The organism is Pseudomonas sp. NPDC087817 (genome assembly GCF_044742875.1).
GTDB lineage: Bacteria > Pseudomonadota > Gammaproteobacteria > Pseudomonadales > Pseudomonadaceae > Aquipseudomonas.
This window is the reverse complement of sequence record NZ_JBIUVJ010000010.1, coordinates 76,636-102,075: the sequence shown is the minus strand read 5'-3', so window position 1 is coordinate 102,075 and position 25,440 is coordinate 76,636. Positions and strand designations below refer to the sequence as shown.

The 25,440-nt window shown below is 61.8% G+C and carries 18 protein-coding genes; 11 read left to right on the top strand and 7 right to left on the bottom strand.

Annotated features, from left to right (window positions below; translation table 11 throughout):
* Nucleotides 1-27 precede the first annotated feature (27 nt).
* The gene (locus ACIONG_RS11260; RefSeq protein WP_401299238.1) at nucleotides 28-1,497 is read left to right on the top strand and encodes an ATP-binding protein; all 1,470 of its coding nucleotides are present in this window, start codon (nucleotides 28-30) and stop codon (nucleotides 1,495-1,497) included.
* Here the strand turns inward: ACIONG_RS11260 and ACIONG_RS11255 are convergent.
* Nucleotides 1,462-4,386: an ATP-binding protein gene (locus ACIONG_RS11255; RefSeq protein WP_401299235.1), complete on the bottom strand. Its 2,925-nt coding sequence runs from the start codon at nucleotides 4,384-4,386 to the stop codon at nucleotides 1,462-1,464. The two genes, ACIONG_RS11260 and ACIONG_RS11255, sit on opposite strands and share 36 nt — an antisense overlap.
* A gap of 354 nt (nucleotides 4,387-4,740) precedes the next feature.
* Here ACIONG_RS11255 and ACIONG_RS11250 point away from each other — a divergent pair, with 354 nt between their 5' ends.
* On the top strand, nucleotides 4,741-5,310 hold the full coding sequence (locus ACIONG_RS11250; protein ID WP_401299288.1) for a flavodoxin family protein: 570 nt from the start codon (nucleotides 4,741-4,743) through the stop codon (nucleotides 5,308-5,310).
* Nucleotides 5,311-5,344: 34 nt separating this feature from the next.
* Here the strand turns inward: ACIONG_RS11250 and ACIONG_RS11245 are convergent, their stop codons facing one another.
* Complete coding sequence (locus ACIONG_RS11245) at nucleotides 5,345-5,800, bottom strand: helix-turn-helix domain-containing protein (protein WP_213028179.1); 456 nt, start codon at nucleotides 5,798-5,800, stop codon at nucleotides 5,345-5,347.
* Nucleotides 5,801-6,051: 251 nt separating this feature from the next.
* Between ACIONG_RS11245 and ACIONG_RS11240 the strand changes: the two genes are divergently transcribed.
* From ACIONG_RS11240 to ycaC, 6 genes are all read left to right on the top strand, one after another.
* On the top strand, nucleotides 6,052-7,044 hold the full coding sequence (locus ACIONG_RS11240) for an MBL fold metallo-hydrolase (protein WP_103304926.1): 993 nt from the start codon (nucleotides 6,052-6,054) through the stop codon (nucleotides 7,042-7,044).
* 56 nt (nucleotides 7,045-7,100) lie between these two features.
* On the top strand, nucleotides 7,101-8,024 hold the full coding sequence (locus tag ACIONG_RS11235) for a LysR family transcriptional regulator (RefSeq protein WP_103304927.1): 924 nt from the start codon (nucleotides 7,101-7,103) through the stop codon (nucleotides 8,022-8,024).
* Between the two features lie 211 nt (nucleotides 8,025-8,235).
* Nucleotides 8,236-8,652 (top strand): DoxX family protein, encoded by a 417-nt coding sequence (locus tag ACIONG_RS11230; protein ID WP_401299230.1) that lies wholly within the window; start codon nucleotides 8,236-8,238, stop codon nucleotides 8,650-8,652.
* On the top strand, nucleotides 8,645-9,271 hold the full coding sequence (locus ACIONG_RS11225) for an antibiotic biosynthesis monooxygenase (protein ID WP_401299228.1): 627 nt from the start codon (nucleotides 8,645-8,647) through the stop codon (nucleotides 9,269-9,271). The genes ACIONG_RS11230 and ACIONG_RS11225 overlap by 8 nt, the downstream gene beginning before the upstream one ends.
* Nucleotides 9,272-9,302: 31 nt before the next feature.
* On the top strand, nucleotides 9,303-11,141 hold the full coding sequence (locus ACIONG_RS11220; RefSeq protein WP_103304930.1) for an amidohydrolase: 1,839 nt from the start codon (nucleotides 9,303-9,305) through the stop codon (nucleotides 11,139-11,141).
* 68 nt (nucleotides 11,142-11,209) lie between these two features.
* On the top strand, nucleotides 11,210-11,833 hold the full coding sequence (ycaC, locus tag ACIONG_RS11215) for an isochorismate family cysteine hydrolase YcaC (protein WP_103304931.1): 624 nt from the start codon (nucleotides 11,210-11,212) through the stop codon (nucleotides 11,831-11,833).
* Nucleotides 11,834-12,040: 207 nt separating this feature from the next.
* Here ycaC and ACIONG_RS11210 read toward each other — a convergent pair whose 3' ends face one another.
* On the bottom strand, nucleotides 12,041-13,468 hold the full coding sequence (locus ACIONG_RS11210; RefSeq protein WP_401299224.1) for a mechanosensitive ion channel domain-containing protein: 1,428 nt from the start codon (nucleotides 13,466-13,468) through the stop codon (nucleotides 12,041-12,043).
* Nucleotides 13,469-13,675: 207 nt separating this feature from the next.
* On the bottom strand, nucleotides 13,676-14,701 hold the full coding sequence (locus ACIONG_RS11205) for an alpha/beta hydrolase (RefSeq protein WP_401299221.1): 1,026 nt from the start codon (nucleotides 14,699-14,701) through the stop codon (nucleotides 13,676-13,678).
* Between the two features lie 159 nt (nucleotides 14,702-14,860).
* On the opposite strand from ACIONG_RS11205, the gene ACIONG_RS11200 reads away from it, so the two are divergent.
* The gene (locus ACIONG_RS11200; RefSeq protein WP_401299219.1) at nucleotides 14,861-15,760 is read left to right on the top strand and encodes a LysR family transcriptional regulator; all 900 of its coding nucleotides are present in this window, start codon (nucleotides 14,861-14,863) and stop codon (nucleotides 15,758-15,760) included.
* Between the two features lie 272 nt (nucleotides 15,761-16,032).
* Here the strand turns inward: ACIONG_RS11200 and ACIONG_RS11195 are convergent, their stop codons facing one another.
* The 3 genes from ACIONG_RS11195 to gspG all read right to left on the bottom strand — a co-directional run bounded on the left by ACIONG_RS11195 (nucleotide 16,033) and on the right by gspG (nucleotide 18,261).
* Nucleotides 16,033-16,557: a hypothetical protein gene (locus ACIONG_RS11195; RefSeq protein ID WP_401299216.1), complete on the bottom strand. Its 525-nt coding sequence runs from the start codon at nucleotides 16,555-16,557 to the stop codon at nucleotides 16,033-16,035.
* 73 nt (nucleotides 16,558-16,630) lie between these two features.
* The gene (locus ACIONG_RS11190; RefSeq protein ID WP_103305780.1) at nucleotides 16,631-17,818 is read right to left on the bottom strand and encodes a type II secretion system F family protein; all 1,188 of its coding nucleotides are present in this window, start codon (nucleotides 17,816-17,818) and stop codon (nucleotides 16,631-16,633) included.
* Between the two features lie 14 nt (nucleotides 17,819-17,832).
* Nucleotides 17,833-18,261, bottom strand: a complete 429-nt coding sequence (gspG, locus tag ACIONG_RS11185) for a type II secretion system major pseudopilin GspG (protein WP_103305781.1) — start codon at nucleotides 18,259-18,261, stop codon at nucleotides 17,833-17,835.
* 206 nt (nucleotides 18,262-18,467) lie between these two features.
* Between gspG and ACIONG_RS11180 the strand changes: the two genes are divergently transcribed.
* Nucleotides 18,468-19,076: a lytic transglycosylase domain-containing protein gene (locus ACIONG_RS11180; protein WP_401299211.1), complete on the top strand. Its 609-nt coding sequence runs from the start codon at nucleotides 18,468-18,470 to the stop codon at nucleotides 19,074-19,076.
* A 199-nt stretch (nucleotides 19,077-19,275) separates the two neighbouring features.
* Nucleotides 19,276-25,110: a manganese-oxidizing multicopper oxidase MnxG gene (mnxG, locus tag ACIONG_RS11175; protein WP_401299208.1), complete on the top strand. Its 5,835-nt coding sequence runs from the start codon at nucleotides 19,276-19,278 to the stop codon at nucleotides 25,108-25,110.
* Nucleotides 25,111-25,440: the final 330 nt, after the last annotated feature.

Genomic DNA, 25,440 nt, shown 5'->3' with positions numbered 1-25,440 from the left:
TCATCGCAGGCTGCCAAGATAGTTGGCATGAACAGCCTCAACGATTTGAACGCGGCGTCGGTGCTGTATTTCGGCCCCTATGCCTTTCATTTGCGCCAACGGTTGATCCTGGAAGGGGATCGACCATTGCGCATGGGCGGGCGTGCGCTGGACATTCTGCAAGTGCTGGTCGAGCGCGCAGGCAGAGTGGTCAGAAAGGAGGACTTGATTGCACGGGTCTGGCCGACGTCGGTGGTTGAGGAGATCAATCTGCGTGTGCACATCGCCGCCCTGCGACGGGCACTCGGCGATGGTGAGAACGGCCAGCGCTACATCGTCAATGTGCCGCAATGCGGCTACTGCTTCGTTGCTCCCGTGCAGGGCGACAGCACCGCGCAGGAAGTCCTGGAAAACCTGCAGGCGCCGCAACACAACTTGCCGGTGCGGCTGACGCCGGTCACCGGTCGCGATTCACTGGTCGGCGCAATGGTGCGGCAATTGCCGCTGTGCCGATTGATGACGGTGACGGGGCCTGCGGGTGTTGGCAAAACCACGGTGGCGTTGCGCGTTGCAGAATTGCTGTTACAGCATTTTCGTGACGGCGTGTGGTTAGTGGATCTGTCGATAGTCAGCGATTCCACGTCGTTACTCGATCACCTCTTGCATACCCTCGATACCAATCTCGCCACGCTGTCTGCCCGCCACACTTTGTTGGTGCTGGATAACTGCGAGCATCTGCGTGAGGCCAGCAAGGCTTTGGCTGAGCGTTTATTGGCGAGCGCGCCAAGGCTGTCGATTCTGGCCACCAGTCGCGAAGCGTTGCAAGCCAGTCTGGAGACCGTACAGCAACTGCCGCCACTGGCCATTCCCAAGTCCTCAGCGTTGAGCAGTGTCGAAGAAACCATGGGCTATTCGGCAGTGCAGTTGTTTGTGAGTCGCGCCCGCGCCCGCCAGCAAGGTTTTACCCTGCGCAAACAAGACCTCAACGCGGTGCGGGACATCTGTCGACGGCTCGATGGATTGCCGCTGGCGATTGAACTGGCGGCGGCGCAAATCGACGCTTTGGCGATGGTCGGGTTGCAGTCCCAACTCGACAACTGTTTGCAGTTGCTCAGTCAGGGCCGGCGTACGGCCGTGCCCCGCCATCAGACCTTGAAAGCCGCGCTGGACTGGAGCTATCAGCACTTGAGTGAACAGGAACAGCAGGTGCTGCAACGGCTGTCAGTGTTCAAAATGGCGTTTGCCATGGACGCCGCAATGGGCGTGATCAGTTGCGCGCAATTGCCTCCCTCGACGCTGGCCCTGATCATCGAGCGATTGGCGCAGAAGTCCTTGCTGGCGGTGGAGCGGGGTAGCGCAGGGTTGCGCTATCGCATGCTCAACACCACCCGTGGGTATGCCCGCGAACAACTGGAGCGCAGTGGTGACTCGAACGATTACGAGCGCCGGCATGCGCGCTACGTCAGTCGTACTCGTTGGGTTTCAGGTCCGCAATTGACTGCCCAACTCATCGAGTAACTCGCGCACCTTGCGCAAGTCCGGGGTGGCGTAGCCTTCGGTGAAGCGTTGATAGATCGGGTTCAGCAGATCCAGCGCTTCGCGGTGGCGATTTTGCCGTTGCCACAGCCGGGCCAGTGAAGTGGCGCTGCGCAGTTCCCAGGCCAGGGCGCCTTGGGCTTGGGCGATTGCGAGTGCCTGGTGCAACACCTCCTCTGCCCGACAGGTATTGCACGTGTCTGCGCTGACGCCTTCGCGGGCCGGCCCGCTCCCACAGGGTTCGGCGGTGCATTGCGGATGTTTGTCCAGCGCGCCGAAACTGTGGGAGCGAATTTGCTCGCGATGGCGTCGGCGTGGGCAACCCGATGCTTCAATCAACAACCGTTCAGCCCGAGCTCGCAGAATCTCTGCCGTGCTCCAGCCTGCTGCACCGCTATGTGCGCGTTCAAGCAACGCGTCATCAACAAAACCGCTGTCCAGCGTCACCATGATTTCCCGGATCAGGCCGCTGTCATCAGCCGGCATCGGCACGGCGGTATCGGCGTCAATGACCTGCGCGTAGTGCCGTGCCCATTGATAGAACAGCAATACGGAATGCTTCTGTGCCTGCTCCAGCAACAGATGCAACAAAGCACGGGCGTTCGGTTGGTCACCGTTGTAATGAGCGATCAGGCAACTGGCCAATGCCAGGGTGTAGCAGATCGAGGTGCCATGGTTGATTTGCACGGCGATGTCCAACGCCTGCCGGGCCGTGCGCCATGCTTGTTCCGGAAAACCTTGCAGCCACAACACCCGGGCAAGCACCGTCAGTGAGGCGACGCTCTGGTCGTACTGCACGCCGAAGCCATGGGTGAAGCGGTTGGGATTGCCGCTTTGCGCCATGCGCTGAATCACCTGTTCGGCATGCAGCCGCGCCTGCTGCTGGTCGCCGGCATAATGCAGTGCCAACACGCGCAGGCGATGGGTACTCAGCGACAACTGCGGGTCGCCGTGCAGGCCAAGTCGATCGAATTGCTCGCTCTGTTCAAGCGCCAATCGATAGTGGCCACAGCTAAGGTTGACCGCCATATGCCCGGACACCGCACGCAGTTGCCCGGCCACATCGTCGTGCTCTAGCGCCAGCGTGTGGGCGTCGACGAACGCCGCGATGGTTTCCGGGGTACCACCCCAGGTGTGGTAGCAGGCGCTGCCGAGCGCCAGCTTCAGAGCGATTTTCACTCGCGGGCAGGGTTCGGCAGCGTTATCGAGCACGGCCAGTGCCCGACGCACGTAACCGCCGTACTCCTTGAGCAGCGACAACTCTTGCCACAGCGGGGCCGAGGTCGCGGCCAGATAAATGCCCACATCGTTGGGGCCGGCACCGTTCAGGCTCCAGTCGAGCGCCGCACGCAAGTCTTCCAGACCGCGCGCATAGCGTTCGATCCATAGGGCGGTTGAGGTGTTCTCCCAGTCAGTCTGCCCCTGATACATCAGCGCCAGACAGCGTTCAGCGTGGCGTTCACGGGTTTCGGCGAGTTCGCCGCACTGGTCGAGTTTTTCCAGCGCGTAGCGGCGGGTGGTGTCGAGCAACCGATAGAACACCTCTTCATCACCGACTTCGACGTTGAGTAACGACTTGGCGACCAGTTGCGTGATTGAGCCGAACACCTCTGCGGGCTTGATGTGCTGACCAACGATCACGGCGGCGGCAGACTCCAGCGTAAAACCACCGCGAAAAACGCCGAGCCGACGCAGGCAGGTCTGTTCACAGTCGGTGAGCAGGTTGAAGCTCCAGTCCAGCGTGGCGCGCAGGGTGAGGTGGCGCTCCACGCTGCTCTGAGTGCCGGTGGCCAGTGCCGGTAAACGGCCCTGGAGCTGGCTGAGCAGGCCGTGCAGGCCGAGCCCGCCAACCTGCGCCGCCGCCAGCTCGAGGGCAAGCGGAATGCCGTCCAGACGTCGGCAGATTTCAATGGCATCGGGCAACTCGGCGTCGCTGAGTTCAAAGCCCTCGTGAGCGGCCAAAGCGCGTTCGGCAAACAGTTGCAGTGCAGAAAAACTCAGTGCCTGCGTGCGATCGAGCGCAGCAATCGGCGGTGGGTAATCAAGGGACTCAAGGCGCTGCACATATTCGCCTTCGGCCCGCAGGCTCTCGCGACTGGTGGCCAGAATGTGCACATGCGGTGCACCGCGCAAAATGCGCTCGCTGAGCAGGGCCACGGCGTCGATCAGGTGTTCGCAATTGTCGATCACCAGCAGCATCTGTCGCTTGCGCAGGACGTTGACCAGACTGGTCAGCGGCTCATTGTCATGCAACACCACGTCCAACAGGGCCGCCAAATGCGAGCAGATCATCCGGGCGTCGTTGATGGGCGTCAGGTCCAGCAGCCTGATGCCGTCCTGATAGTGGCCGATCATCTGCTCGGCAACGCGCAGGGCTACGGTGGTTTTGCCGATGCCGCCAGGACCGACCAGCGTGATGCAACGCTTGCGCGGCAACTGCCTGATCAGGTTGTCGACCAGCGGCTGCCGGCCGATCATTCGCGTGCGGCGCAGCGGCAGGTTATGCCGGGTGCCGGTTTCGGCGCAGGTGGGTTGTTCGATCGATTGCACCGCGATCGGTGCGACAAAACTGTAGCCGCGCTGCGCAACGGTGACGATGAACCTCTGCCCGGCCTGACCATCGCCCAGCGCTTTGCGCAACGCCGCCATGTGCACCCGCAGGTTGATGTCTTCGACCACACTGTCCGGCCAGACCCCGGCAAGCAATTGCTGCTTGCTCACAACTTCGCCGGCATGCGCCAGCAGGATCAGCAGAATGTCCATGGCACGTCGACCCAGACGCAACGGCTGCTCGCCCTCAAGCAGCAGCCGTTTTCCAGGCTGAATCCGATAGGGGCCGAAACCGAGGGCCTGATTCGGGGAAAGACTCAACAGCTCACTCCTGCGATGTTTTTATAATCCTGCCCAGGGTTTGTGAAGTCTTCGTGAGGGCAGGGCGGATGACGGCGTCAGCGGCACGCAAGCCTTCTAATCCGCAGTTTTCAGACATATTCCTCAGGTTTTGGCGTCAGTGCAACGTGCAGATTGCCGGAAACCTGTACAACGCTGCGCATAACCGCTGTTTTTACCCGCTGCGCTGCTCGAATCAGCGCGCTGTTCCACAGACAATTAACAACGATTAACTCGTCTGCATCTGCGCCAGCCCCAAAAATCCCTTGAACAAGTTCAACCTCAGGCACAGACCTGACGGCTGCAATGGAATGCACACGTCCGGAGGACGGCGCAATGAGCAACGTGGTGGTGGTCTATCACAGCGGCTACGGCCATACACGCGTCATGGCTGAAGCAGTGGCGCAGGGCGTCGAGCGACACCTGGGCAGTACCTGTCGGTTGGTGACGGTAGAGGAAGTCGAACTCTATTGGGATGAGTTGCACCGCGCCGATGCGATCATCTTCGGCGCGCCGACCTACATGGGCAGCGCGTCGGCGGGGTTCAAGCAGTTCATGGAGGCCAGCGCGGCGTTCTATCTGGCCAAGCCGTGGCGCGACAAGGTGGCCGCCGGGTTCACCAATTCCGGCAGCCTGTGCGGCGACAAGCTCAATACGCTGCTGCAACTTGCGGTGTTTGCCGCGCAACATTCAATGATCTGGGTCGGTCTCGACTTGCTCCCGGCGCGTTCGGCGGCCGGGTTCTTTGATGGGCATTTGAATCGTCTGGGCAGCTCGCTCGGTGCCATGTCCCAATCCAATGTCGAACAGACACCCGAGCAGGCTCCGCCGCTCGAAGACCGGCGCACGGCGGCACATCTGGGCGAGCGAGTGGCGCAAGTGGCGCAGCGTTTGCGACACAAGTGAAGGCGGATCAATAGAGCGTCGTGGGCAACAGTGGTTACACCGCCAGACGCATGCCGAGCGGCAATGCCGAAGCTTGCGACCTCTTGAGTTTCATCTCCGGCACCTCACGGCAGCGCCAGGCGAACGGGCTGATCCCTTCGCTGCGGGTGAAGATGTGGCAGAAGTGCGCCTGATCACAGAAGCCGCATTCCAGGCTGATCTGCGTCAGGCTCAAGTGCGTGAGCTGGATCAACTGCTTGGCGCGGGCGATGCGCTGGGTGCGGATCCAGTCTTGTGGCGAGAGTCCGGTGCTGCACTTGAATGCCCGGGAAAAATGACTGCGTGACAACGAACATGCCTCTGCCAGTTCGGTGACTTCCAGGCTTTCACCGAGGCGATCGAGGATCAACTGTTTGACCCGCCGTTCGCGCTGCGGACTGAGGCCGCCGATGCGCGGTGTGCGAGATTCGCTGGCGGGGGCGAGGGCGACTGTTTGTTGTAAGTGAGCCATGGCCAATGTCCGTGTCGGGGGGGAAGGCACGCTCGGTACTTTCCCCTCAGGTCAAAAAAACAATGTTGCGCAGAGGGTTTCATTGTTCGACGGGACCGGAAGGCTGACGAGTTAAACGTTGTTAATTGCGCCGCGAAACGTTGAACTCAGCACATCGCTGCAAGTCGGCGACGCGGCGGATCGGCGAGGATGGCTACTATTAGAGGCGCACGTTCAGTGCCGTCGAAGATCGATCAAGCAAGGGGATTGGCATGACAGGTTCGTTACACGCTACGTGGGGCACACTCGGATTGGCGCTCGCGCTGGCGGCCACAAGTGCTCTGGCACAGGCGCCGCAGGTCGGTACGCAGGCCCCCGGCTACTTTCGTTTGGCGCTGGGCGACTATGAAGTGACGGCACTGTTCGACGGTTATAACGATCTGTCACCCAAATTGCTTCAGGGCATGAGTCAGGGGCAGATCCGTGCATTGCTCGCTCGCCGTTCGATTGAAACCCCGGGCGTGCAAACGGCGTTTAACGCTTTTCTGGTCAACACCGGCAAGCAGTTGATCCTGGTCGACACCGGTGCCGGGCAGTGCATTGGCGCTACCGCCGGCCAACTTTCGGCGAACATGCAGGCTGCGGGCTACCAACCAGAACAGGTCGATACCATTCTGCTGACGCACCTGCATCTGGACCACGTTTGCGGACTGGTCGACGCTGAGCAAAAACCGGTTTTCGCCAATGCCACAGTCTATGCAGCCAAGGCTGAGGCCGACTATTGGCTCGATCCGCAGGCGTTGGCCAAAGCCCCGGCCGGGGCGAAAGAATTCTTCAGGATCGCTCAGGATTCGACCGCACCCTACGTGGCCGCGGGCCGCTTCAAGACCTTCACGCCGGGGCAGTCGCCGCTGCCAGGTGTGGTCGAGGCTGCACTTGAAAGCGGGCACACCCCAGGCAGCACCACCTACCGTTTCACTTCTCAGAACCAGAGCATCGTGTTCATGGGTGACCTGGTGCACAACCTCGCCGTGCAGTTCGACCACCCTGAAGTGTCGATCAGTTTTGACGTCAACGGTCAGCAGGCGATCAAAAGCCGTAACGCTGTGTTCAGCGCTGCGGCCGCCAGCAAAACCTGGGTGAGCGCCGCACACCTGCCGTTTCCGGGGATCGGTCACATCACCGCCATCGATAAGCACTTCCAATGGGCGCCGGTGGAATACGGCCCTTACAAACGCGCGGCCAAAGTACCGTTGATCGAGTAAATTACGGCGCTCTCGCACCTGACTGAACAAAACTTCCAAGCAAGGAACACGAGCCGATGAACCGTAACGATCTGCGTCGCGTCGACATGAACCTGTTGGTGATTTTCGAAGCGCTGATGTTCGAAAAGAACCTGACCCGCGTCGCCGAGAAACTGTTCATGGGCCAACCCGCCGTGAGTGCGGCGCTCGGCCGTCTGCGCGATCTGTTCGATGACCCGTTGCTGCTGCGCAACGGTCGCAGCATGGAACCGACAGCCCGCGCCCTGGCGATTCTCAAGGAGCTGCAACCGGCGATGGACGTCATTTCCGGGGCCGTCAGCCGCGCCAAGGAATTTGAACCGGCGAGCAGTTGCGACGTGTTCCGCATCGGCCTGTCGGACGATGCCGAATTCGGCCTGTTTCCGCCGTTGTTGCGCAAGCTTCAGCAAGAAGCACCGGGGATTGTCGTGGTGGTGCGCCGCGCCAATTACCTGCTGATGCCGGCGCTGCTGGCGTCCGGGGAAATCTCGGTGGGTGTCAGCTACACCACCGATCTGCCCGCCAACGCCAAGCGCAAGAAACTGCGCGACATTCCCTGCAAAGTCCTGCGCGGTGACGATCGTCCGGGGCCGCTGACACTGGATGAATACTGCGAACGCCCGCACGCGATGGTGTCGTTTTCCGGTGATTTGAGCGGCAACATCGATCTGGACCTGGCCAAGCTGGGCCGCACTCGCCGTGTAGTCCTCGGCGTGCCGCAGTTCAGCGGCTTGCGCGCCTTGCTCGCCGGCACCGAAATGATCGCCACCGTCCCGGACTATGCCGCGTGCGCTCTGGTCGAGGGCTGTGCCTTGCGCGCAGAAGATCCACCGTTTCCTATCGAGGCGGCGCAGTTGTCGATGGCCTGGAGCGGGGTGCATGACAACGACCCGGCGGAGAAGTGGTTGCGGTCGCGGATCAGTCAGTTCATGTCGGTGTCGCTGGATATCCCCTCGGTCTGACGAAACAACACAGTTCCCCCCCCCCATGTGGGAGCGAGCCTGCTCGCGATGGCGCCCGGTCAGTCGACATCCCTGTTGAATGACACACCGCTATCGCGAGCAGGCTCGCTCCCACAGGGGTTTTAGGTGAAAGAAAGAGAGCACATCCATCCAATTTCCCCGCGCCCGGCATCGGCATTATTCAGGCCAATGACATTTCAAGGGTCGGGGCATGAGCGCGATACACAATGATGAACGGGCGCGCGACGTCGGTTTGCTGTTTCTGCGGGTCAGCGGCGGGTTGTTTCTGCTGTGGGTGCACGGTTTGCCCAAGTTGCTCGACTTCACCGCGCAATTGGCGCTGATCGAAGATCCTTTTCATCTCGGCGCCCACCTGACCTTGTGTCTGGCGATCTTCGCCGAAGTCCTCTGTCCATTACTGATCGTCGCCGGGTTACTGGTGAGATTGGTGTGCTTGCCTATTCTGTTTGTGCTGCTGGTGGCGCTGTTGGTTGTGCATCCGCAATGGAGTGTGGCTGAGGGGCAGTTCGGCTGGTTGCTGTTGATCCTGTTTACCACTGTGTTTATCGCCGGGCCGGGACGGCTGGCGATTTCTGTTCGTTTGCCCGGAGTGTTGCGTTATGCCTGAAGTCCTGAGTCCAAAAGCACCGGGGTCCGATGAGACTGTCACGCTGATCGTCAAGCACCGGGTCAAGGCCGGCTTTGAGTCGGCGTATGAAGCGTGGCTACGCAATATCGTCCGGGTCGCGGGGCAGCGCGAAGGGCACTTGGGGGTGGACGTGGTGCGCGGCAAGCTCGCCGGGCTCGACACTTACACCTGCGTGCTGCGCTTTTGCTCGACCGAGGCGATGCAGCAGTGGCTGGAATCGCCGCAGCGTCAGGCGCTGGTCGATGAAGCCGCGCCGATGCTCGCCGACGGCGACCAGACCGAGGTCGCCCCCGTCAATGAATTCTGGTTCGCGCCGCTGGCCGATGCCGCTTCGCCGCCACCGCGCTGGAAGCAAGCGGTGATCACCTTGCTGGTGATTCTGCCGCACACCTTGCTGGTGCCGCTGATCTGGGGGCCGCTGCTCAAGCTGCACCCGCTGCTTTCCAACTACGTGGTTGCGACGTTCCTGATCACCCTGACCATCGTGCTGTCGGTGGTGTACGTGTTCATGCCCCGCGTGACCCGTCTGTTCGCGCCGTGGCTGGAAGCCAGCCAAGCGCATACCCACGTCGAACCCGCCGAACACCCGTCACGCTGAATCCCATTCATTTTTTCTCGAAGGAACTGCGATGAGCGCCGATCTGATTCTCTTCAATGGTCAATTTCATACCGTCGATCGCACCAAGCCACTGGCCAGCGCCGTGGCGATCAAGGACGGCCGCTTCGTGGTCGTCGGCAATGACACCCAAGCCATGTCCCTGCGCGGCCCGGCCACGCAAGTGATCGATATGCACGGTCGCTGCGTGATTCCCGGCCTCAACGACTCGCACTTGCACTTGATCCGTGGCGGTTTGAACTACAACCTCGAACTGCGCTGGGAAGGCGTGCCGTCGCTGGCCGATGCACTGCGCATGCTCAAGGACCAAGCCGACCGTACACCGACCCCGCAATGGGTGCGCGTGGTCGGTGGCTGGAACGAATTCCAGTTCGCCGAAAAACGCATGCCGACCCTCGAAGAACTCAATCAGGCGGCGCCGGACACCCCGGTGTTCGTCCTGCACCTCTACGACCGTGCACTGCTCAACCGCGCGGCGCTGCGCGTGGCCGGCTACACCCGCGACACGCCGAACCCGCCGGGCGGCGAGATTGTGCGTGACGCCAATGGCAACCCGACCGGCATGCTGGTGGCCAAACCCAACGCGATGATTCTCTATTCGACGCTGGCCAAGGGGCCGAAGCTGCCGCTGGAGTATCAGGTCAACTCGACCCGCCAGTTCATGCGTGAACTCAACCGCCTCGGCCTGACCAGCGCGATCGATGCCGGCGGTGGTTTCCAGAACTATCCGGACGATTATCAGGTGATCGAGCAACTGGCCAAGGACGACCAGTTGACCGTGCGTATCGCCTACAACCTGTTCACCCAGAAACCCAAAGAAGAACTGACCGATTTCCAGAACTGGACCGGCAGCGTCAAGTTGCATCAGGGCGACGACTTCCTGCGGCACAACGGTGCCGGCGAGATGCTGGTGTTCTCGGCGGCGGATTTCGAAGACTTCCTCGAACCGCGTCCGGACCTGCCGCAAACCATGGAGGCTGAGCTGGAACCGGTGGTGCGCCACCTCGTCGAGCAGCGCTGGCCGTTCCGTCTGCACGCCACCTACAACGAATCGATCAGCCGCATGCTCGACGTGTTCGAGAAGGTCAATCGCGACATTCCGTTCAACGGTCTGCCGTGGTTCTTCGACCACGCCGAAACCATCACCCCGCAGAACATCGAACGGGTGAAAGCCTTGGGCGGCGGCATCGCGATTCAGGATCGTATGGCGTTCCAGGGCGAATACTTCGTCGATCGTTACGGTTCGAAAGCTGCCGAAGCGACGCCGCCGATCAAACGCATGCTCGCCGAAGGTGTGCCGGTTGGCGCGGGCACCGATGCGACGCGGGTTTCCAGCTACAACCCGTGGACGTCACTGTACTGGATGGTCAGCGGGCGCACCGTCGGTGGCCTGGCGTTGTACGAAGAAGGTTTGCCGCGCACCACCGCGCTGGAACTGTTCACTCACGGCAGCGCTTGGTTCTCCTCGGAGCAGGGCAAGAAAGGCCAGATCAAGGTCGGGCAACTGGCGGATCTGGCGGCACTGAGCGCGGACTTTTTCCACGTCGAAGAAGAAGCGATCAAGTGGATCGAGTCGGTACTGACCGTGGTGGGCGGCAAGATTGTCTACGCCGCCGGCGACTTCGCAGACCTCGGCCCGGCCAGCGTTCCGGTGCTGCCGGACTGGTCGCCGGTGGTGAAAGTCCCCGGCCACTGGCGGCCTAACTCGCCGTTGCAGGCGCAGGTTCACCAATGCGTCGGCGCCTGCGCCGTGCACTCGCACAGTCATGAAAAAGCGCGATTATCGAACGCACCGGTCAGCGATTTCGCCGGTTTCTGGGGCGCGTTCGGTTGTTCCTGCTTCGCTTTCTGATTTCCCCAAAAGCGCCGGCCACGAGGCACGGCGCTTGACATCACATCCATCCAACCAGGAGTTTCCCCATGAGCGTTCCTTACAAGCGTCTGAACAAAGATGATGCGGTCGTGTTGCTGGTCGACCACCAGACCGGTCTGATTTCGCTGGTACAGGATTTCACCCCGAACGAGTTCAAGAACAACGTGCTGGCACTGGGCGACATTGCCAAATTCTTCAAGCTGCCGACCATCCTCACCACCAGTTTCGACGCAGGCCCGAACGGCCCGATCGTGCCTGAACTGCTGGAACAGTTCCCGGATGCACCGTTTATTCAACGTCCAGGCCAGATCAACGCCTGGGACAACGAAGACTTCGTCAAAGCCATCAAGGCCACCGGTCGCAAGCAACTGATCATCGCCGGTGTGGTGACTGACGTGTGCGTGGCGTTCCCGACCCTGTCGGCCATCGCTGAAGGCTTCGAAGTATTTGTGGTGACCGACTCGTCCGGCACCTTCAACACCACCGTGCAACAAGCGGCGTGGGCGCGGATGTCGGCGGCCGGTGCGCAACTGTTGAACTGGTTCTCGGTGGCGTGCGAGCTGCAGGGCGACTGGCGCAACGACATGGAAGGCCTGGCGAATCTGCTGTCGAACCGCTTGCCGAACTACCGCAACCTGATCAACAGCTACACCAAGTTCACCGCCAAGTAATCGGCTGATCCTGAAAAGCCCCTCACCCTAGCCCTCTCCCGGAGGGAGAGGGAACTGACCGAAGGGCTTGTTCGAGATACGCCGACCTGCGATACCGAGCCGAACTCAGGTTCTGAATTGCATGCGGTCTGCTCCCTTTCCCCCTCGCCCCCCTGGGGGAGAGGGCTGGGGTGAGGGGGTAAAGCTCTTGATCTTAAGATCTTCGCATCAACGCTTTTGCAGCCAACCGAGAAACCCACCTTTCTTGATCGGTGTCGTTTTCGCCAACAACGCGAGATGACTGTTCTGCCGCCGCACCGCCTGCAATTTATTCAACGCCCGCCCCACCTCTGTGCGTTGCTCCATGCACTGGCGGGTCAGCCCCTTGTCGAGACGGTAGATGATGCTCGATGTCAGCGCCGTAAACGTAGCCTGCGACGGCGTATCGGCGAGAATGCTCTGTTCGCCCATGACCTCACTCGGCCCCATTCGCCCGGCTTCGGTCTGCCCGTCGCCGTCCGGCACAGTCGCACTGACCACGCCCGTGGCGATCACAAACAGGCTGTCCGGCACTTCATCCAGATCCAGCACGACCTGGCCCGCCGCGTACTGCTGCGCGACCATCGATTCAGCCAGACGGTCGCGTTCCTCATGGCTCAGCGAGCGGAAGATTTTCACCTCATCCAGCAACGCGCGGGCGCGGGTCGACGGCTCGATCACGCCGTCCGGATGCCGCGAAATCCCGGCCGCTTCGAGATGACGGTGGGCGAGGTCGAACAGTTGATTGCGCACTTCGCCTTTCTTGCTCAACTCGGCAATGAACCCGCTGGCCACGTATTCCGAGGTGGTTTCGCCAGCCTCTTTCAACACGGCTTTGGGCGCCGGGTTGAGCAGCAGACTGCTGCTGCCTTGCAACGTACGGTCGAGGGCGTCGAGTACCCGGCGTGGGCGAATGTGGTTGGGCACCTGAATGCTGATCGACACGCCATGCATGTTGCTCGGGCGGCTGAGGTTGACGATTTTCGCCTTGGCCGCCACCGAGTTCGGCACCACGGCCATGGTCCCGGCGCTGGTCAACAGATGCGTGGCGCGCCAGTCGATGTCGAGCACTTTACCTTCGACGCCGTCGATCACTACGAAGTCGTCCACTTGGTAGGGCTTGGTGGTGTTGAGGACGATCCCGGAAAACACGTCGGCCAGGGTACTTTGCAGCGCCAGACCGACGACGATGGCGACCACACCGGACGTAGCGAGCAGGCCTTTGACCGGCAACTCCAGCACATAACCGGCTGCCGCAACGATGGCCGCCAAAAACACCAGCGCGCCAATCACGTCCTGCAGCAAGCGCCCGCTGTGACCAATGCGGCGCATCAGGATCAGGCCGATGACTTCGGTGAGGACCCTCGCGGCGTACAACCACCAAAGAATGCCCAGCGCTGTTGCGCCGAGTTGCGCCACGCGATCATCGGCAAACAGCGGCGCCTGCAACGGGCTGACGCCGGCGTTGATCACCAACGCACTGAACGCCAGAAACAGCACCAGGCGAATGCCGACTCGCGGTGCACGATGGTTGAATGGCGTGAAGTGCCAGAGCACGGCGTCAACCAACAGCAGAACGGCGCTCAGGGACAGCAGGTGGGTGAGAAGGAAGGACATGATGTGCTCCGGATTGGCACGAGCGTTGGTGATGAAGGACTTTTTGTGGTGAGGGGATTTATCTCCGACGGGTTGCGCAGCGCCCCCAAAAAAGGGGTTGTTGCGCAGCCCATCAGGGATAAATCCCCTCGCCACAAGATCAATGGAAGAGATCGCCGCCTGCACGTGTCCGATGTGGAAGCCGCTGCAGGCTGCGATCTTTTAACGTCATGGCTGCAAGTGCGTCTTCAGCTCAGCCGCTGCCTGACGTACCGCCGCTTTCACCTCGGGAATCTGACTCAGCGGGTTGAGCAAACCAAAGTCATGAATCATCCCGTTGTAGCGCACCGAGGTGACCGCCACACCGGCCGCATCCAGGTGCCGCGCATAGCCTTCGCCTTCATCGCGCAGCACGTCGAATTCGGCCGTCTGCACCAGGGCGGCGGGCAAGCCCTTGAGTTGCTCTGTGCTGGCGTTCAGCGGCGAGGCATGGATCTGCGCACGCTCGGCGGAATTGGTGGTGTAGCTGTCCCAGAACCACTGCATCATGCCCTTGGTGAGGAAGTGGCCCTCGGCGAATTGCTGGTACGAGCCGTCGTCGAACTGCGCGTTGGTCACCGGCCACATCAGCAGCTGGAAGCGCAGGGCAGGGGTTTTCTGTTCTTTGGCCATCAACGCGACGACGGCCGCCATGTTGCCGCCGACGCTGTTGCCGGCTACCGCCAGACGCTTGCCGTCGACGCCGATGTCCTTGCCATGCTCGGCCACCCATTTCGTTGCGGCGTAGGCCTGATTGATTGCGGTCGGGTACTGCGCTTCCGGCGACGGCGTGTAATCGACGTACACCGCGACGGCGCCGGAGCCCACCACCAAGTCACGAATCAGGCGCTGGTGAGTCGGATAATCACCCAGCACCCAGCCGCCACCGTGGAAGAACATGAACACCGGCAACTCACCTTTGACCTTGGCCGGGCGCACCACTTTCAGGTTGATCGTCTGACCATCGACCTTGATCGCCTTGTCGCTGACTTGCACATCGGACAGATCAACCTTCACCGAAGCCTGCGCACCTGTAAGTACTGCACGGGCATCTTTCGGGCTCAGCTGCTCCAGCGGCTTGCCACCACCGGCGGCGAGGGCTTCGAGAAAAGCCTGGGTGTTGTGTTCGACACCCGGGCTGCCGGCGGCGGCGAACGCGTTGCCGATGGACAGGGCGAGGAGGGAAGCGGTCAGGGTTTTCTTGACGATGTTCATGTGCAATTCCTTTTAATCCGTTTGATTTTTTATGCCTGGGTTGCGGGCTGCTGTGGCGCTGGGCTTCAGGCCTCAGCAACACCGTGAGCACAGATTAATGAGCTGCCGGAAAGTGAAAAAGCGGCTATAAAGCGTTTAACTGTCCACCAGAGAGTGACAATGAACCCGTTCGAAGACATGCGTATTTTTTGCCAGGTCATGGACTCCGGCAGCTTCACCAACGCCGCCGATCAGTTGGGCCTGTCCAAGCAATTCGTCAGCCGTCGCTTGATGCAGCTCGAAGAGCGTCTCGGCGTGCGTTTGCTCAATCGCTCGACCCGGCGCCTCGACGTCACGCCACTGGGCCAGAGCTACTACGAGTCGGCACTGCGCTTGCTCGGTGAAGTCGAACAGGTCGAGCAGGGTATCGCCGGGCAAACTGCCGAGCCGCGCGGGACGATCCGCATCAGTGCGCCGCTGTCGTTTGCCGTGGCGCATCTCGGTTGCCTGTTGCCGATGTTTTTGCAGCGCTATCGCGAAGTCACCGTTGAGGTCGATTTGAGCGATCGGCCGGTGGACCTGCTTGGCGAAGGCTACGACCTGGCGCTGCGTATTGGCGTGCTGGAAGACTCGACGCTGATCGCCCGGCGCATTGCGTCGATTGAGCGGGTGTACTGCGCCAGCCCGGCGTATCTCGCCGAGCGCGGCACACCGCTCAAGCCTGAGGACCTGCACAGTCATGACTGCTTGCCTTACGGCCACGGGCGTTCGGTGCAATGGCGATTCGATGCGGGGCAGGGCAAGCCGCAGTTGGTGAATGTCACCGGGCGCATGCGCGTGAACAACGGCGAGTTGCTCAGGGATGCGGCGGTGCAGGGGATGGGGATTACCTATTTGCCGACGTTCATTGTCGGTGCGGCGCTGAAGGATGGCCGGCTGGTGCCGGTGCTGGATGATTTGCGCCCGGAGCCGCTGACGTTATCGGCGGTGTATCCGCAGCATCGACAGGCCTCCCGACCCGTGCAAGCGTTGGTCGAATTCCTGCGCGAACGGCTGAACCAGAGCAACGTCGCTCTCTGAGTGGATCTTTCAAACACTGCAAAACCCTGTGGGAGCGAGCCTGCTCGCGAAAGCGGACGGTCAGTCAAAACATCATTGGCTGACCCACAGCATTCGCGAGCAGGCTCGCTCCCACATTGGGTTCATGGTTGTCTGCGGAATTTGTGCACACTGCATAACCCTGTGGGAGCTGGCTTGCCAGCGATAGCGGTGTGTCAGGCAATACAAAGTTGCCTGATCCGGCCTCATCGCTGGCAAGCCAGCTCCCACAGGTTTTGTGGCGTTTCTGAAAATCAGTTGGCGCGCTTGTCATCGCCGGGCTCGCCGCCGACATGCACGCCGCGATCATCGCCGACTTCACCGGCGCGGTGGACGCCGTGGTCGTCGCCGACTTCACCGGCGCGATGGACGCCGTGGTCGTCGCCGACTTCACCGGCGCGATGGACACCGTGATCATCGCCTGGTTCAGCGTGCGTGCCGCTGCGTCCTGACGAGGACGCGGAGTCGCCCGAGTGTCCGGAGCCTTGGCCGCTGCCGCTGTGACCACCGCCGCCATCACCGTGTCCACTGCCACCGTTGCCACCGTTGCCACTGCCGCCATGACCGCCACCATTGCCGCCACCGCCACCGCCACCGCCATGCCCACCACCGTTTCCGCCGCTACCCCCTGCGCCGTGTCCACCGCCGCCACTCCCTCCACTGCCACCTTCCTTGGCCTGAACACTGGAAACGCCTGAAAGATTGTCCGGAATCAACACGGTAGACGCCGACAGTACTGCGCCAATGGCCATTGCGAGCACGAGCTTTTTAATGTGCATATCGTTCTCCGTCTTATTGTCTGGTTGGGAACGTCGATGAGCGTTGTTGCGTCGATCCGACCCGTTCCCGGGGTCAGTGGATACTGGAAGCCAGTTCGAAAATCGGGATGTACATCAGGATCACGATGACCCCGATGAGCAGGCCGATGAAGGTCATCAGCAGCGGTTCGAACAGGCGCACGAACCATTCGATCCAGCGGCTGATCTCCTCGTCGTAGAAATCGGCGCTGCGTTCCATCATCTGCCCGAGGTTGCCGGATTGTTCACCGGCCCGCAGCAGGCGCAGGGACACTGGCGTCACCAGCCGATTGAGCTCCAGCGCGGCGGACAATGACTGACCTTCGCGCACGCGCTCGCAGGCCTGATCCAGCCGCGCCCGAGAGGCGACGGTGAGCAGGCCGCGAACCATGCCCATGGCGGTGACCAGCGGAATTCCGCCTTGCAGCAAGATTCCCAGCGAGCGATAGAAGCGCGCCAGTTCATACATGAAAATCCGTTGATGCACTGCCGGCAGTTTCTCCACCAGCCGATCCAGTCCACGGCGAAACGCCGGTTGTTTTTGCAGCACGGCGAGGGCGATGACAATGGCCGCCAGCGCACCGAAGAATTCACCCTGATGCGCATGCAAGAACATGCCGCTGCTCATCAGGATCTGCGACAGCCACGGCAGGTTCGACCCCAAACCTTCGAACACCAGGCTGAAGCGCGGTACCACATAACCCATCAAGAACAGCACCACGCCACCGCCGACCACCAGCAACAGCAGCGGATAGATCGAGGCGCTGACGATCTTCTGCCGCACCTCGTCCATGCGCTGGCGATAACTGACGTAGCGGCCCAGCGCATCACCGACCGCGCCGGTTTTCTCGCTGGACTGTACCAGCGCCACGTACAGCGGCGGGAATACTGCCGACAACTGGCCGAGTGCCTGAGAGAAGGATTTGCCTTCGTAGAGCAGGCGCACCAGCTCAGTCAAGGTTTTGCGGGCGGCGGGGGCGGTTTCTTTTTCGGCGAGGCTTTCCAGCGCATCGATCAACGGCAGGCCGGCATTGAGCAGCGTGGTCAGCTCCTGGCTGAACAACACCAGATTGAACGTTTCGCGTTGGCGCAGGCGCAACGAGCGCCAGTGTTTCTCGGCATGCAGGCTGAGCACGCGCAAACCTTGATCTTCGGCAATACGCCGCGCTTCGCCGTGCCCCGGCGCCTCGATGCTCAGCGCCACCACACCGGTCTTGCCGACCGCCTTCAGATGAAATCGCATGGGCCGCGCTCCGCTTACTGCCAGTTGGTCACTTCGGCGTTTTCACCTTCACCGCCGGGCTGGCCGTCCTTGCCCATCGACAGCAAGTCGTACTCGCTGTTTTCGCCAGGATAGCGGTAGGTGTAATTACGTCCCCACGGATCCTGCGGCAGTTTTTTCTGCAAGTACGGGCCGGTCCATTTCGCTTCGTCACTCGGTGCGGCGACCAAGGCCTGCAAGCCCTGTTCGGTGGACGGGTAGTGACCGACCTCCAGTCGATAGATGTCCAGCGCCTTGCTCAGCCCTTCGATCTGCGCCTTGGCCACTTTCACTTCCGAGCGACCGAGTTGGGCGAAGTATTTCGGCGCGACGATCCCGGCCAACAGGCCGAGTACCACCAGCACCACGAGCAATTCGAGCAGGGTGAAACCGCGTTGGTCACGCGGACGAAATTGCAGCTTCATGATGACCTCCCGTGAGTGGCAGCCGAGTCGCCACAAAGGCTTATGCAATTGCCATGCTCAGCCCCCACTGAAAATCATCCGAATGGCTGAAAGCCTTGTAAACCGGGCTTTTCAAGAGTCGGCACAGTGCTTGCGTATGGCTCAAGCGTGATCGGCCATTGGGGCATTTCCCCCAATTTATCGGGGTCGATCCGGGGAGGCCCGACATGAAATTTCTCGCCAGCGGATTGCTCGGTTGTGTGCTGCTCAGCGGTGCCGTGCAAGCCGATGTATTCATCTCCGTGGACGCCAAGGGCAGCTATGTCCTGTCCAACGTCCACCGGCCCGGACGCACGTACGAACGGGTGATCCACGAAGCTGAAATGCCTGTGGCCAGCCTCGATCAGCAACCGCAAATGATCGCCAACCAGCCCTACGCGGAACTGGTGTCGGCGGCGGCCACGGCCAATCAATTGCCCGAAGCGCTGTTGCACGCGGTGATCAACGCCGAGTCGCATTACAACCCCGGCGCGACCTCAGCCAAAGGCGCGGGCGGGCTCATGCAGTTGATGCCCGACACCGCACGCGAGCTGGGTGTAACGGACGTCTACGACCCCAAGGCCAACATTCAGGGCGGGGCCAAATACCTCAAGCGCCTGATGACCCTGTTCGACAACGACATTGCCCTCGCGGTGGCGGCTTACAACGCCGGGCCGGACGCGGTGCTCAGCCGTGGCCGGGTGATTCCGCCGTTCGCTGAAACCCAGCGTTATGTGCCGAATGTATTGCGTCAGTACCGGTGTTTGCAGGGCCTGGCGATGGATGCGCCGTTGTGAGCCCAACCCGGTTTTCCCCACATTCGGGGCAAGCCGATAAGGCCCGAAATGTGGGGGGAACGGGTGGGGAATATCCCCCGGATTCTCAAGTCGTTGCGGTAACTAGCTGAACGGTAATGCATTTTTTTGTGGCACAGGGATTGCTCCGAAGCATTTGTCGAGAGTGTTCCCAAGAGCACCCACTACGAGGTTACTGATCATGGTTGGCATTCATCACGCTCCGTCTCTGCTCAACTGGCTGCTGATTCTGGCCTCGATGCTCAGCGTCGAGCTGGCCGGCGCGGCCGTACGTTGCGAGCGCAACCTGGTGGCCAACGTCGTCGCCTTCGATCAACCGCTGATGTTCAACCGCCTCGGTGCGCAGAACATCAACGGCATGATGTTCGCCCTGCGCCGCGATGTGGTCGATGAACATGAGCAGTCGCTGGCTTACGGTGGCGCTGCGGTGCCGGGCAAAGTTTCGCTGCGCCCGGACAAGCGTCCACGGCCGTTGGTGTTGCGGGTCGCCGCCGGGGATTGCCTGACGATCAATCTGCAGAACCTGCTCGACTATCAGGCCAACCCGAACAAGCACTTTGAAAACGAGGGCGAAGAGGAGGGCGCCGAAAACGCCAATGGCGCCGAAGACTTCAAAGTCGATGAGCAGGTGGCTGACCGTCACGTCGGTTTCCAGGTCAACGGCCTGCAAGCGGTGAACAGCATTGATGACATTTCTTCATTCACCGGGCGTAACGCCAACAGCCTGGTGCCACCGGGTGCGAGCCGCTCCTACACCTTGTTCGCCGAACGCGAAGGCGCGTTTGCCGTCAGCAGCCGTGGCGCGACTTTTGGTGGCGAGGGCGCGGCCGGCAACGTTGCCAACGGCCTGTTCGGCCAGGTCGTCGTCCTGCCCAAGGGCGGTCGCAGCTATCGCAACACCCTCACCGAAGAAGAAATGCGCCTCGCCACTACGGGCCGCACGCCGGCCGGCCAACCGATCGTCGACTACCAGGCGCGCTACCCGCAACGCGAACCGTGGTTGCGCGAAGGCAAGGCCGGCACGCCGATCATCAACATGGTGGACGGCAGTGAAATCATTTCCAGTGAAAGCGATGCGATTGTCATGGGTAGCAACGCCGACGGCAGTTTCCCGTCCAGTACCTATCCGTTGGAATCAATGGGCAAACGCAATCCGGCGATCCCCAACCGGTTGGAACCGTTCCGCGATTTCGCTTCGCAGTTCCAGGATGAAACCGCTGCCACCCAAGCGTTCCCCGCGTACTGGGCCGATCCGGTGATGGCCCATGTGCTGGAGCCGACCCGCGACTCGTTCATGATCAACTACGGCTCCGGCGGCATGGGCGCCGAAGTGGTCGCCAACCGCTTGGGCGTGGGGCCGATGCACGATTGCCTGTCGTGCGCCTATGAAGAATTCTTCCTCAGTTCCCACACCGTCGGCGATGTGGCGATGCTGGTGGATGTGCCGGCCAACACCGGGCTTGAGAACATCGCCCCCGGCCAGACCCCGCGCGCTGATCAGATCGGTGTCAAAGCCACCATGGCCCTGTATCCGTCGGAGCCGTCGAACGTCAACCACAGCTACATCGGTGACTTCGTCAAATTCCGCAACACCCACAATGGCCACGAGCAGCACATCTTCCACTTGCACGGCCATCAGTGGCTGTTCAACCCCAACGACGACAACTCCGATTACGTCGACGCCCAAGGCATCGGTCCGGGCGCCGGTTACACCTATGAAATCGCCAACGGCGGATCGGGCAACCGCAACCGCGTGGCCGGTGATGCGATCTATCACTGCCATTTCTATCCGCACTTCGCCCAAGGCATGTGGGCCATGTGGCGGGTCCACGATGTCTTCGAAGAAGGCACTCGCCTCGATGTTTCGCAGCAGGGCGCCGACGGCTATCACCGCGAACCGTTTGCCTTGCGCAGCGGCAAACCGGCGGTCGGGGCACGGGCCTTGCCCGATGGTGAAATCGTCGCCGGTACACCGATTCCGGCCATCGTGCCGCTGCCGGGCAAAGCCATGGCGCCGATGCCCGGCAAAGTGGTGGTGGTGCCGAAAATCGGTGAAACCCTGGTCGCCGGTCATGATGACGACGATGACGAAGAAGAGGGCGGTGACGACGGTGAACACCATGGCGGCAACGCTGGCGGTCAAGCCATCGGCTCGCTGGCGCTGGTCGATCGCAGTGAAGCCAACCGCAATGCCGACGGCAGCCTGAAAAACCCCGGTTACCCGTTCTGGATCGGCGGCATGGAAAGCTCCGTGGGCCAGCGTCCGCCAACGCCGCCACTGGACATGCTCGACGCCGCCACCGCGCAATCGCTCAAGGCCAGCGGCAAAGCGCTGTGGGCCAACCTCGACCCGGCACAGTCCGGCGGTTGGGATGGCGGCTTGCAGCGGCACGCACTGGATGGCGTCGCGGCCGGTGGCGAGGCACACACCGTGACCACTTCGCTGGATTTCTCCAAGGAAGTCACCCGCGCCAAACCGATTTACCTGCCAGAAGAAGGCACCGAAGTCGAACAGGCCGCGATGGCTTTCCACGCGAAAAAAGATCACCCAAGCTACGCCTTGCTGCCCGGCAATCAAGTGGTGGCCAAGGCGTTCCGCACCAACGGTGCCTTGCCGATGGCGGGCGCGCCATACTACGAACCGTGCATGGATGATCGGCAAAAACGCCTGACCAGCAACGCCGGCAGCGGCGAGTTCGCCAGCGGTGAGCGCATCGACGGCATGTCCTTTGTCGGCGCCTCGACCTTCACCGCCGACCGCCCACGCATCTACAAAGCCGCCAACATCCAGTTTGATGCGGTGTACAACAAAGTCGGTTATCACTTCCCGCAGGCGCGCATTCTCGCGCTGTGGGAAGACGCCTGGCCGGTGATCACCAAGCAGCGTCCGCCAGAGCCGCTGGTGATGCGCATGAATACCTTCGATTGCGTGCAATACCAGCAAACCAACCTGGTGCCGGCCACTTATGAGATGGACGACTATCAGGTGCGCACGCCGACCGATGTAATCGGCCAGCACATCCACTTGCCGAAGTGGGATCTGACCTCGGCGGACGGCTCGTCCAACGGCTGGAATTACGAGGACGGCGTGCTCTCGCCCGGCGCCGTGCAGGAACGCATTCACGCGATCCGCGAGTTCAACCAGTGCGCCGGTACTGATCCGCGTGACGGTACTCAAGCCTGCCCGAAAGCCAAGAACCATCCGTTCTTTGGCCAATACGGTCGCGCCGACTGGCTCGGTGCGCGCACGGCGATGCAACGTTGGTTCGTCGATCCGGTGGTCAACGCCAAAGGCGTCGATCGCGGCCTCGGCACCATCTTCACCCACGACCACTTAGGCCCATCGACGCACCAGCAGATTGGGCTGTACGCCACCGTATTGGCCGAACCGGCCGGTTCCACCTGGTTCCACGCCGAAACCGGCGAGCCTCTCTATAGCGGCGCGCGCCAGGACGGTGGGCCGACGTCATGGCAGGCGGTGATCAACACCGGCGACCTCGATGGCGACGGCAAGAACGACAGCTTCCGCGAGTTCTTCCTCGAATACAGCGACTTCCAGCACGCCTATGAAGCTGGTGTCTATGTGGGGGCCGGTCCTAACGGTGTGCCGAATGCGCAGGCGTTCCCGGCCACCGCCGACAGCTTCCGCTACGCGATCAATCCGCCAGTGCGCAACAACGCCAGCAACCTGCTTGAAGGGGTGCTGGAAGTGCAGGGCGGTCAGGTTCCGGGCTGCCCGAGCCGGCCATGTCCGCAGGCGATTTCGGTGGATGATCCGGGGATGTTCGTCGTCAACTATCGCAACGAACCGCTGGCCCTGCGCGTGTACGACCCGAACAAGGTTGGCCCGGATGGCAAGCGCGGCATGCAGGCCGACGGCCTCGGCGGCGATCTATCGTTCGCCATGCAAAGCCGTACCGACCGGGCAATTCCGGCGATGAACCTGGCGCCGAATCTGCTCACCTCGGCGACCGGCCCAACCGGCGGCACCACGCTGTTCCCGCCGCACATCAACAAGGGCGGCGCCGAACCCGGTGATCCGTTCACGCCGATGCTGCGCACCTATACCGGCGACAACGTGCGGCTGCGGGTGCATGCCGGCGGCCATGAGGAAGAGCACAACGTCACCCTGCACGGCGTGAAATGGCTGCAGAGCGGTTCCGGTTTCGGCAACAGCTCCAACTCTGGCTGGCGCGCGTCGCAGATGATCGGCATCTCCGAGCAGATGGGCTTCATTGCGCCGGTGTCGATGCTCTCCAGCGCCGCCGCGACCACGGGTGACTATCTCTACTCGATGGACGCTTCGATCGAAGGCTACTGGAGCGGTATCTGGGGTGTGATGCGTAACTACACCGCCAAGCGCAGTGATCTGTTCGCCATCCCCAACAACCCAAGCCCGGCGGGCATGCGCAACACCGTGGCGTTCGAGGGCAGTTGCCCACGGATCAGCGCTAACCCCAATGGCATCGGCACCCGGCCAACGGTGCAGCGCAACTATGAAGTGGTCGCGGCGCTGGCCAATGACATCCTCGGCAATGCGCTGGGCCTGACCATCGGCGATCCCGAAGGGCTCGGTCAGCATGTCGGCGGGCCGCTCAATCCGGCGGGCGGCACCCTGGTGCTGAACTCGCGCACGGTGAGCATTCCACAAGTTACCGTGACCGATCCGGAGGATGGCGAAACCATCACCATCGGCGGGCAGAGTGGGCCGTTGCATGATCCGACTGCGATCCTGTACGTGCGTAAATCCGATCTGGATCCGCTCAGTGGCAAGCTCAAACCCGGCATCCCGGTAGAACCACTGGTGCTGCGTGCAGCTGCGGGGGACTGCATCAACATCACCCTGGAAAACCGTCTGCCAAGCGTGATGCCTGACCTGACCCAAACCGCGGTGATGCAAGGCATGGTCAAGCGTGATCGCAACAGCGGTCTGGGCTCGACCACCTTCAGCAACAACCTGATGCGGCCGTCCAGCCACGTAGGCCTGCACGCGCAACTGCTGGCCTACGACATCACCAAATCCGACGGCGCTAACGTCGGCGCCAACCCGATCCAGACCGTGCCACCGCGTGTCGGCAACAGCGGCGCGTACCCGACGCGTACCTATCAGTACTACGCCGGGCATCTGGAGCGCGAAGGCAAACCGGTGACGCAACTGGGCCGCAGCGTCGACAACATTAACGCGACGGCGGTGGAGTTTGGCGGCTTGAACATCACCCCGGCGGACGTGATCAAGCAACCACAGAAGGGTCTTGGCGGGGCGATGAGCATCCTGCCGATCGGCGCGACCTGGGTTGACGATGCGCGCAAGGTCAACGCTACGGTTACGGCACCTGGGCAAACCAGCTACCGCGACTTCGCGATGGTCTGGCACAAGGCGTTGAACACCCGTTGGGCCAATGGCCGGCCGGTGGAGGGGATTGCTGCCGAAGGCTTCGGCGTGCCGACCGATCCGCAGGACAACTCGAGCATGGCGATCAACTACAAGACCGAGCCGCTGTGGTATCGCTTCGGCCTCGCTCCGGACGCACCGTTCGGGCATGCCGACGGCGCGGGTTACGGCGACATGAGCAATGCGCACATGGCCTACAGCAATGCGTTGGTGGGCGGCGATCCGCAGACGCCGGTGCTCTATGCCAAGCCGGGCCAACCGTTGCGCACGCACATCCTGATGCCGAGCGGCGGCAGTCGCGGCACCACGTTCCAGCTCGACGGGCATGTCTGGTCGGTGAACCCGTTCCAGGCCGAGAAGAGCGACACCGGTGGTTATCCGATGGGCTCGCCGGGCGTCGGCTCGGTGCGCTTCGGTTACAACCCGATGTCGATGTACATCGGCGCCCACGAAAGTATCCTGCCGGCCGCGCACTTCAGCTTCATGATCCCCAGCGCCGGCGGCAGCAATGCGATCCCGGGGGACTACCTGTTCCGCGACTACGCCGCCTACGGCAACACCTCCGGATTATGGGGCTTGCTGCGCGTGACCAATGAACCGGAACCAGCACTGCAGGGGCAGTAGAAGCAGGTGCAACGACAACATCCCTGTGGATGCAAATCCTTTTGGGAGCTGGGGTGCCAGTGAGTTTGACGGGCTGGATAAAAAACCTGTGGGAGCTGGCTCGCCAGCGATGACGGCGGCACAGGCGCCATTGATGTGACAGGACGGACGCCATCGCTGGCAAGCCAGCTCCCACAAGGGGCCAGGGGTGTCAGTGAGATTGACGGGATGGATACAAAACCTGTGGGAGCTGGCTCGCCAGCGATGACGGCGGCACAGGCGTCATTGATGTGACAGGACGGACGCCATCGCTGGCAAGTCGAATCGTCGCACCGCAGCTCCCACAGGGGG

Excerpts from the sequence above, each read along its gene's own strand:
- ACIONG_RS11260 (WP_401299238.1), top strand. The coding sequence starts at position 28 with ATGAACAGCCTCAACGATTTGAACGCGGCGTCGGTGCTGTATTTCGGC.
- ACIONG_RS11250 (WP_401299288.1), top strand. The coding sequence starts at position 4,741 with ATGAGCAACGTGGTGGTGGTCTATCACAGCGGCTACGGCCATACACGC.
- ACIONG_RS11245 (WP_213028179.1), bottom strand. The coding sequence starts at position 5,800 with ATGGCTCACTTACAACAAACAGTCGCCCTCGCCCCCGCCAGCGAATCT.
- ACIONG_RS11240 (WP_103304926.1), top strand. The coding sequence starts at position 6,052 with ATGACAGGTTCGTTACACGCTACGTGGGGCACACTCGGATTGGCGCTC.
- ACIONG_RS11235 (WP_103304927.1), top strand. The coding sequence starts at position 7,101 with ATGAACCGTAACGATCTGCGTCGCGTCGACATGAACCTGTTGGTGATT.
- ACIONG_RS11230 (WP_401299230.1), top strand. The coding sequence starts at position 8,236 with ATGAGCGCGATACACAATGATGAACGGGCGCGCGACGTCGGTTTGCTG.
- ACIONG_RS11225 (WP_401299228.1), top strand. The coding sequence starts at position 8,645 with ATGCCTGAAGTCCTGAGTCCAAAAGCACCGGGGTCCGATGAGACTGTC.
- ACIONG_RS11220 (WP_103304930.1), top strand. The coding sequence starts at position 9,303 with ATGAGCGCCGATCTGATTCTCTTCAATGGTCAATTTCATACCGTCGAT.
- ycaC (WP_103304931.1), top strand. The coding sequence starts at position 11,210 with ATGAGCGTTCCTTACAAGCGTCTGAACAAAGATGATGCGGTCGTGTTG.
- ACIONG_RS11210 (WP_401299224.1), bottom strand. The coding sequence starts at position 13,468 with ATGTCCTTCCTTCTCACCCACCTGCTGTCCCTGAGCGCCGTTCTGCTG.
- ACIONG_RS11205 (WP_401299221.1), bottom strand. The coding sequence starts at position 14,701 with ATGAACATCGTCAAGAAAACCCTGACCGCTTCCCTCCTCGCCCTGTCC.
- ACIONG_RS11200 (WP_401299219.1), top strand. The coding sequence starts at position 14,861 with ATGAACCCGTTCGAAGACATGCGTATTTTTTGCCAGGTCATGGACTCC.
- ACIONG_RS11195 (WP_401299216.1), bottom strand. The coding sequence starts at position 16,557 with ATGCACATTAAAAAGCTCGTGCTCGCAATGGCCATTGGCGCAGTACTG.
- ACIONG_RS11190 (WP_103305780.1), bottom strand. The coding sequence starts at position 17,818 with ATGCGATTTCATCTGAAGGCGGTCGGCAAGACCGGTGTGGTGGCGCTG.
- gspG (WP_103305781.1), bottom strand. The coding sequence starts at position 18,261 with ATGAAGCTGCAATTTCGTCCGCGTGACCAACGCGGTTTCACCCTGCTC.
- ACIONG_RS11180 (WP_401299211.1), top strand. The coding sequence starts at position 18,468 with ATGAAATTTCTCGCCAGCGGATTGCTCGGTTGTGTGCTGCTCAGCGGT.
- mnxG (WP_401299208.1), top strand. The coding sequence starts at position 19,276 with ATGGTTGGCATTCATCACGCTCCGTCTCTGCTCAACTGGCTGCTGATT.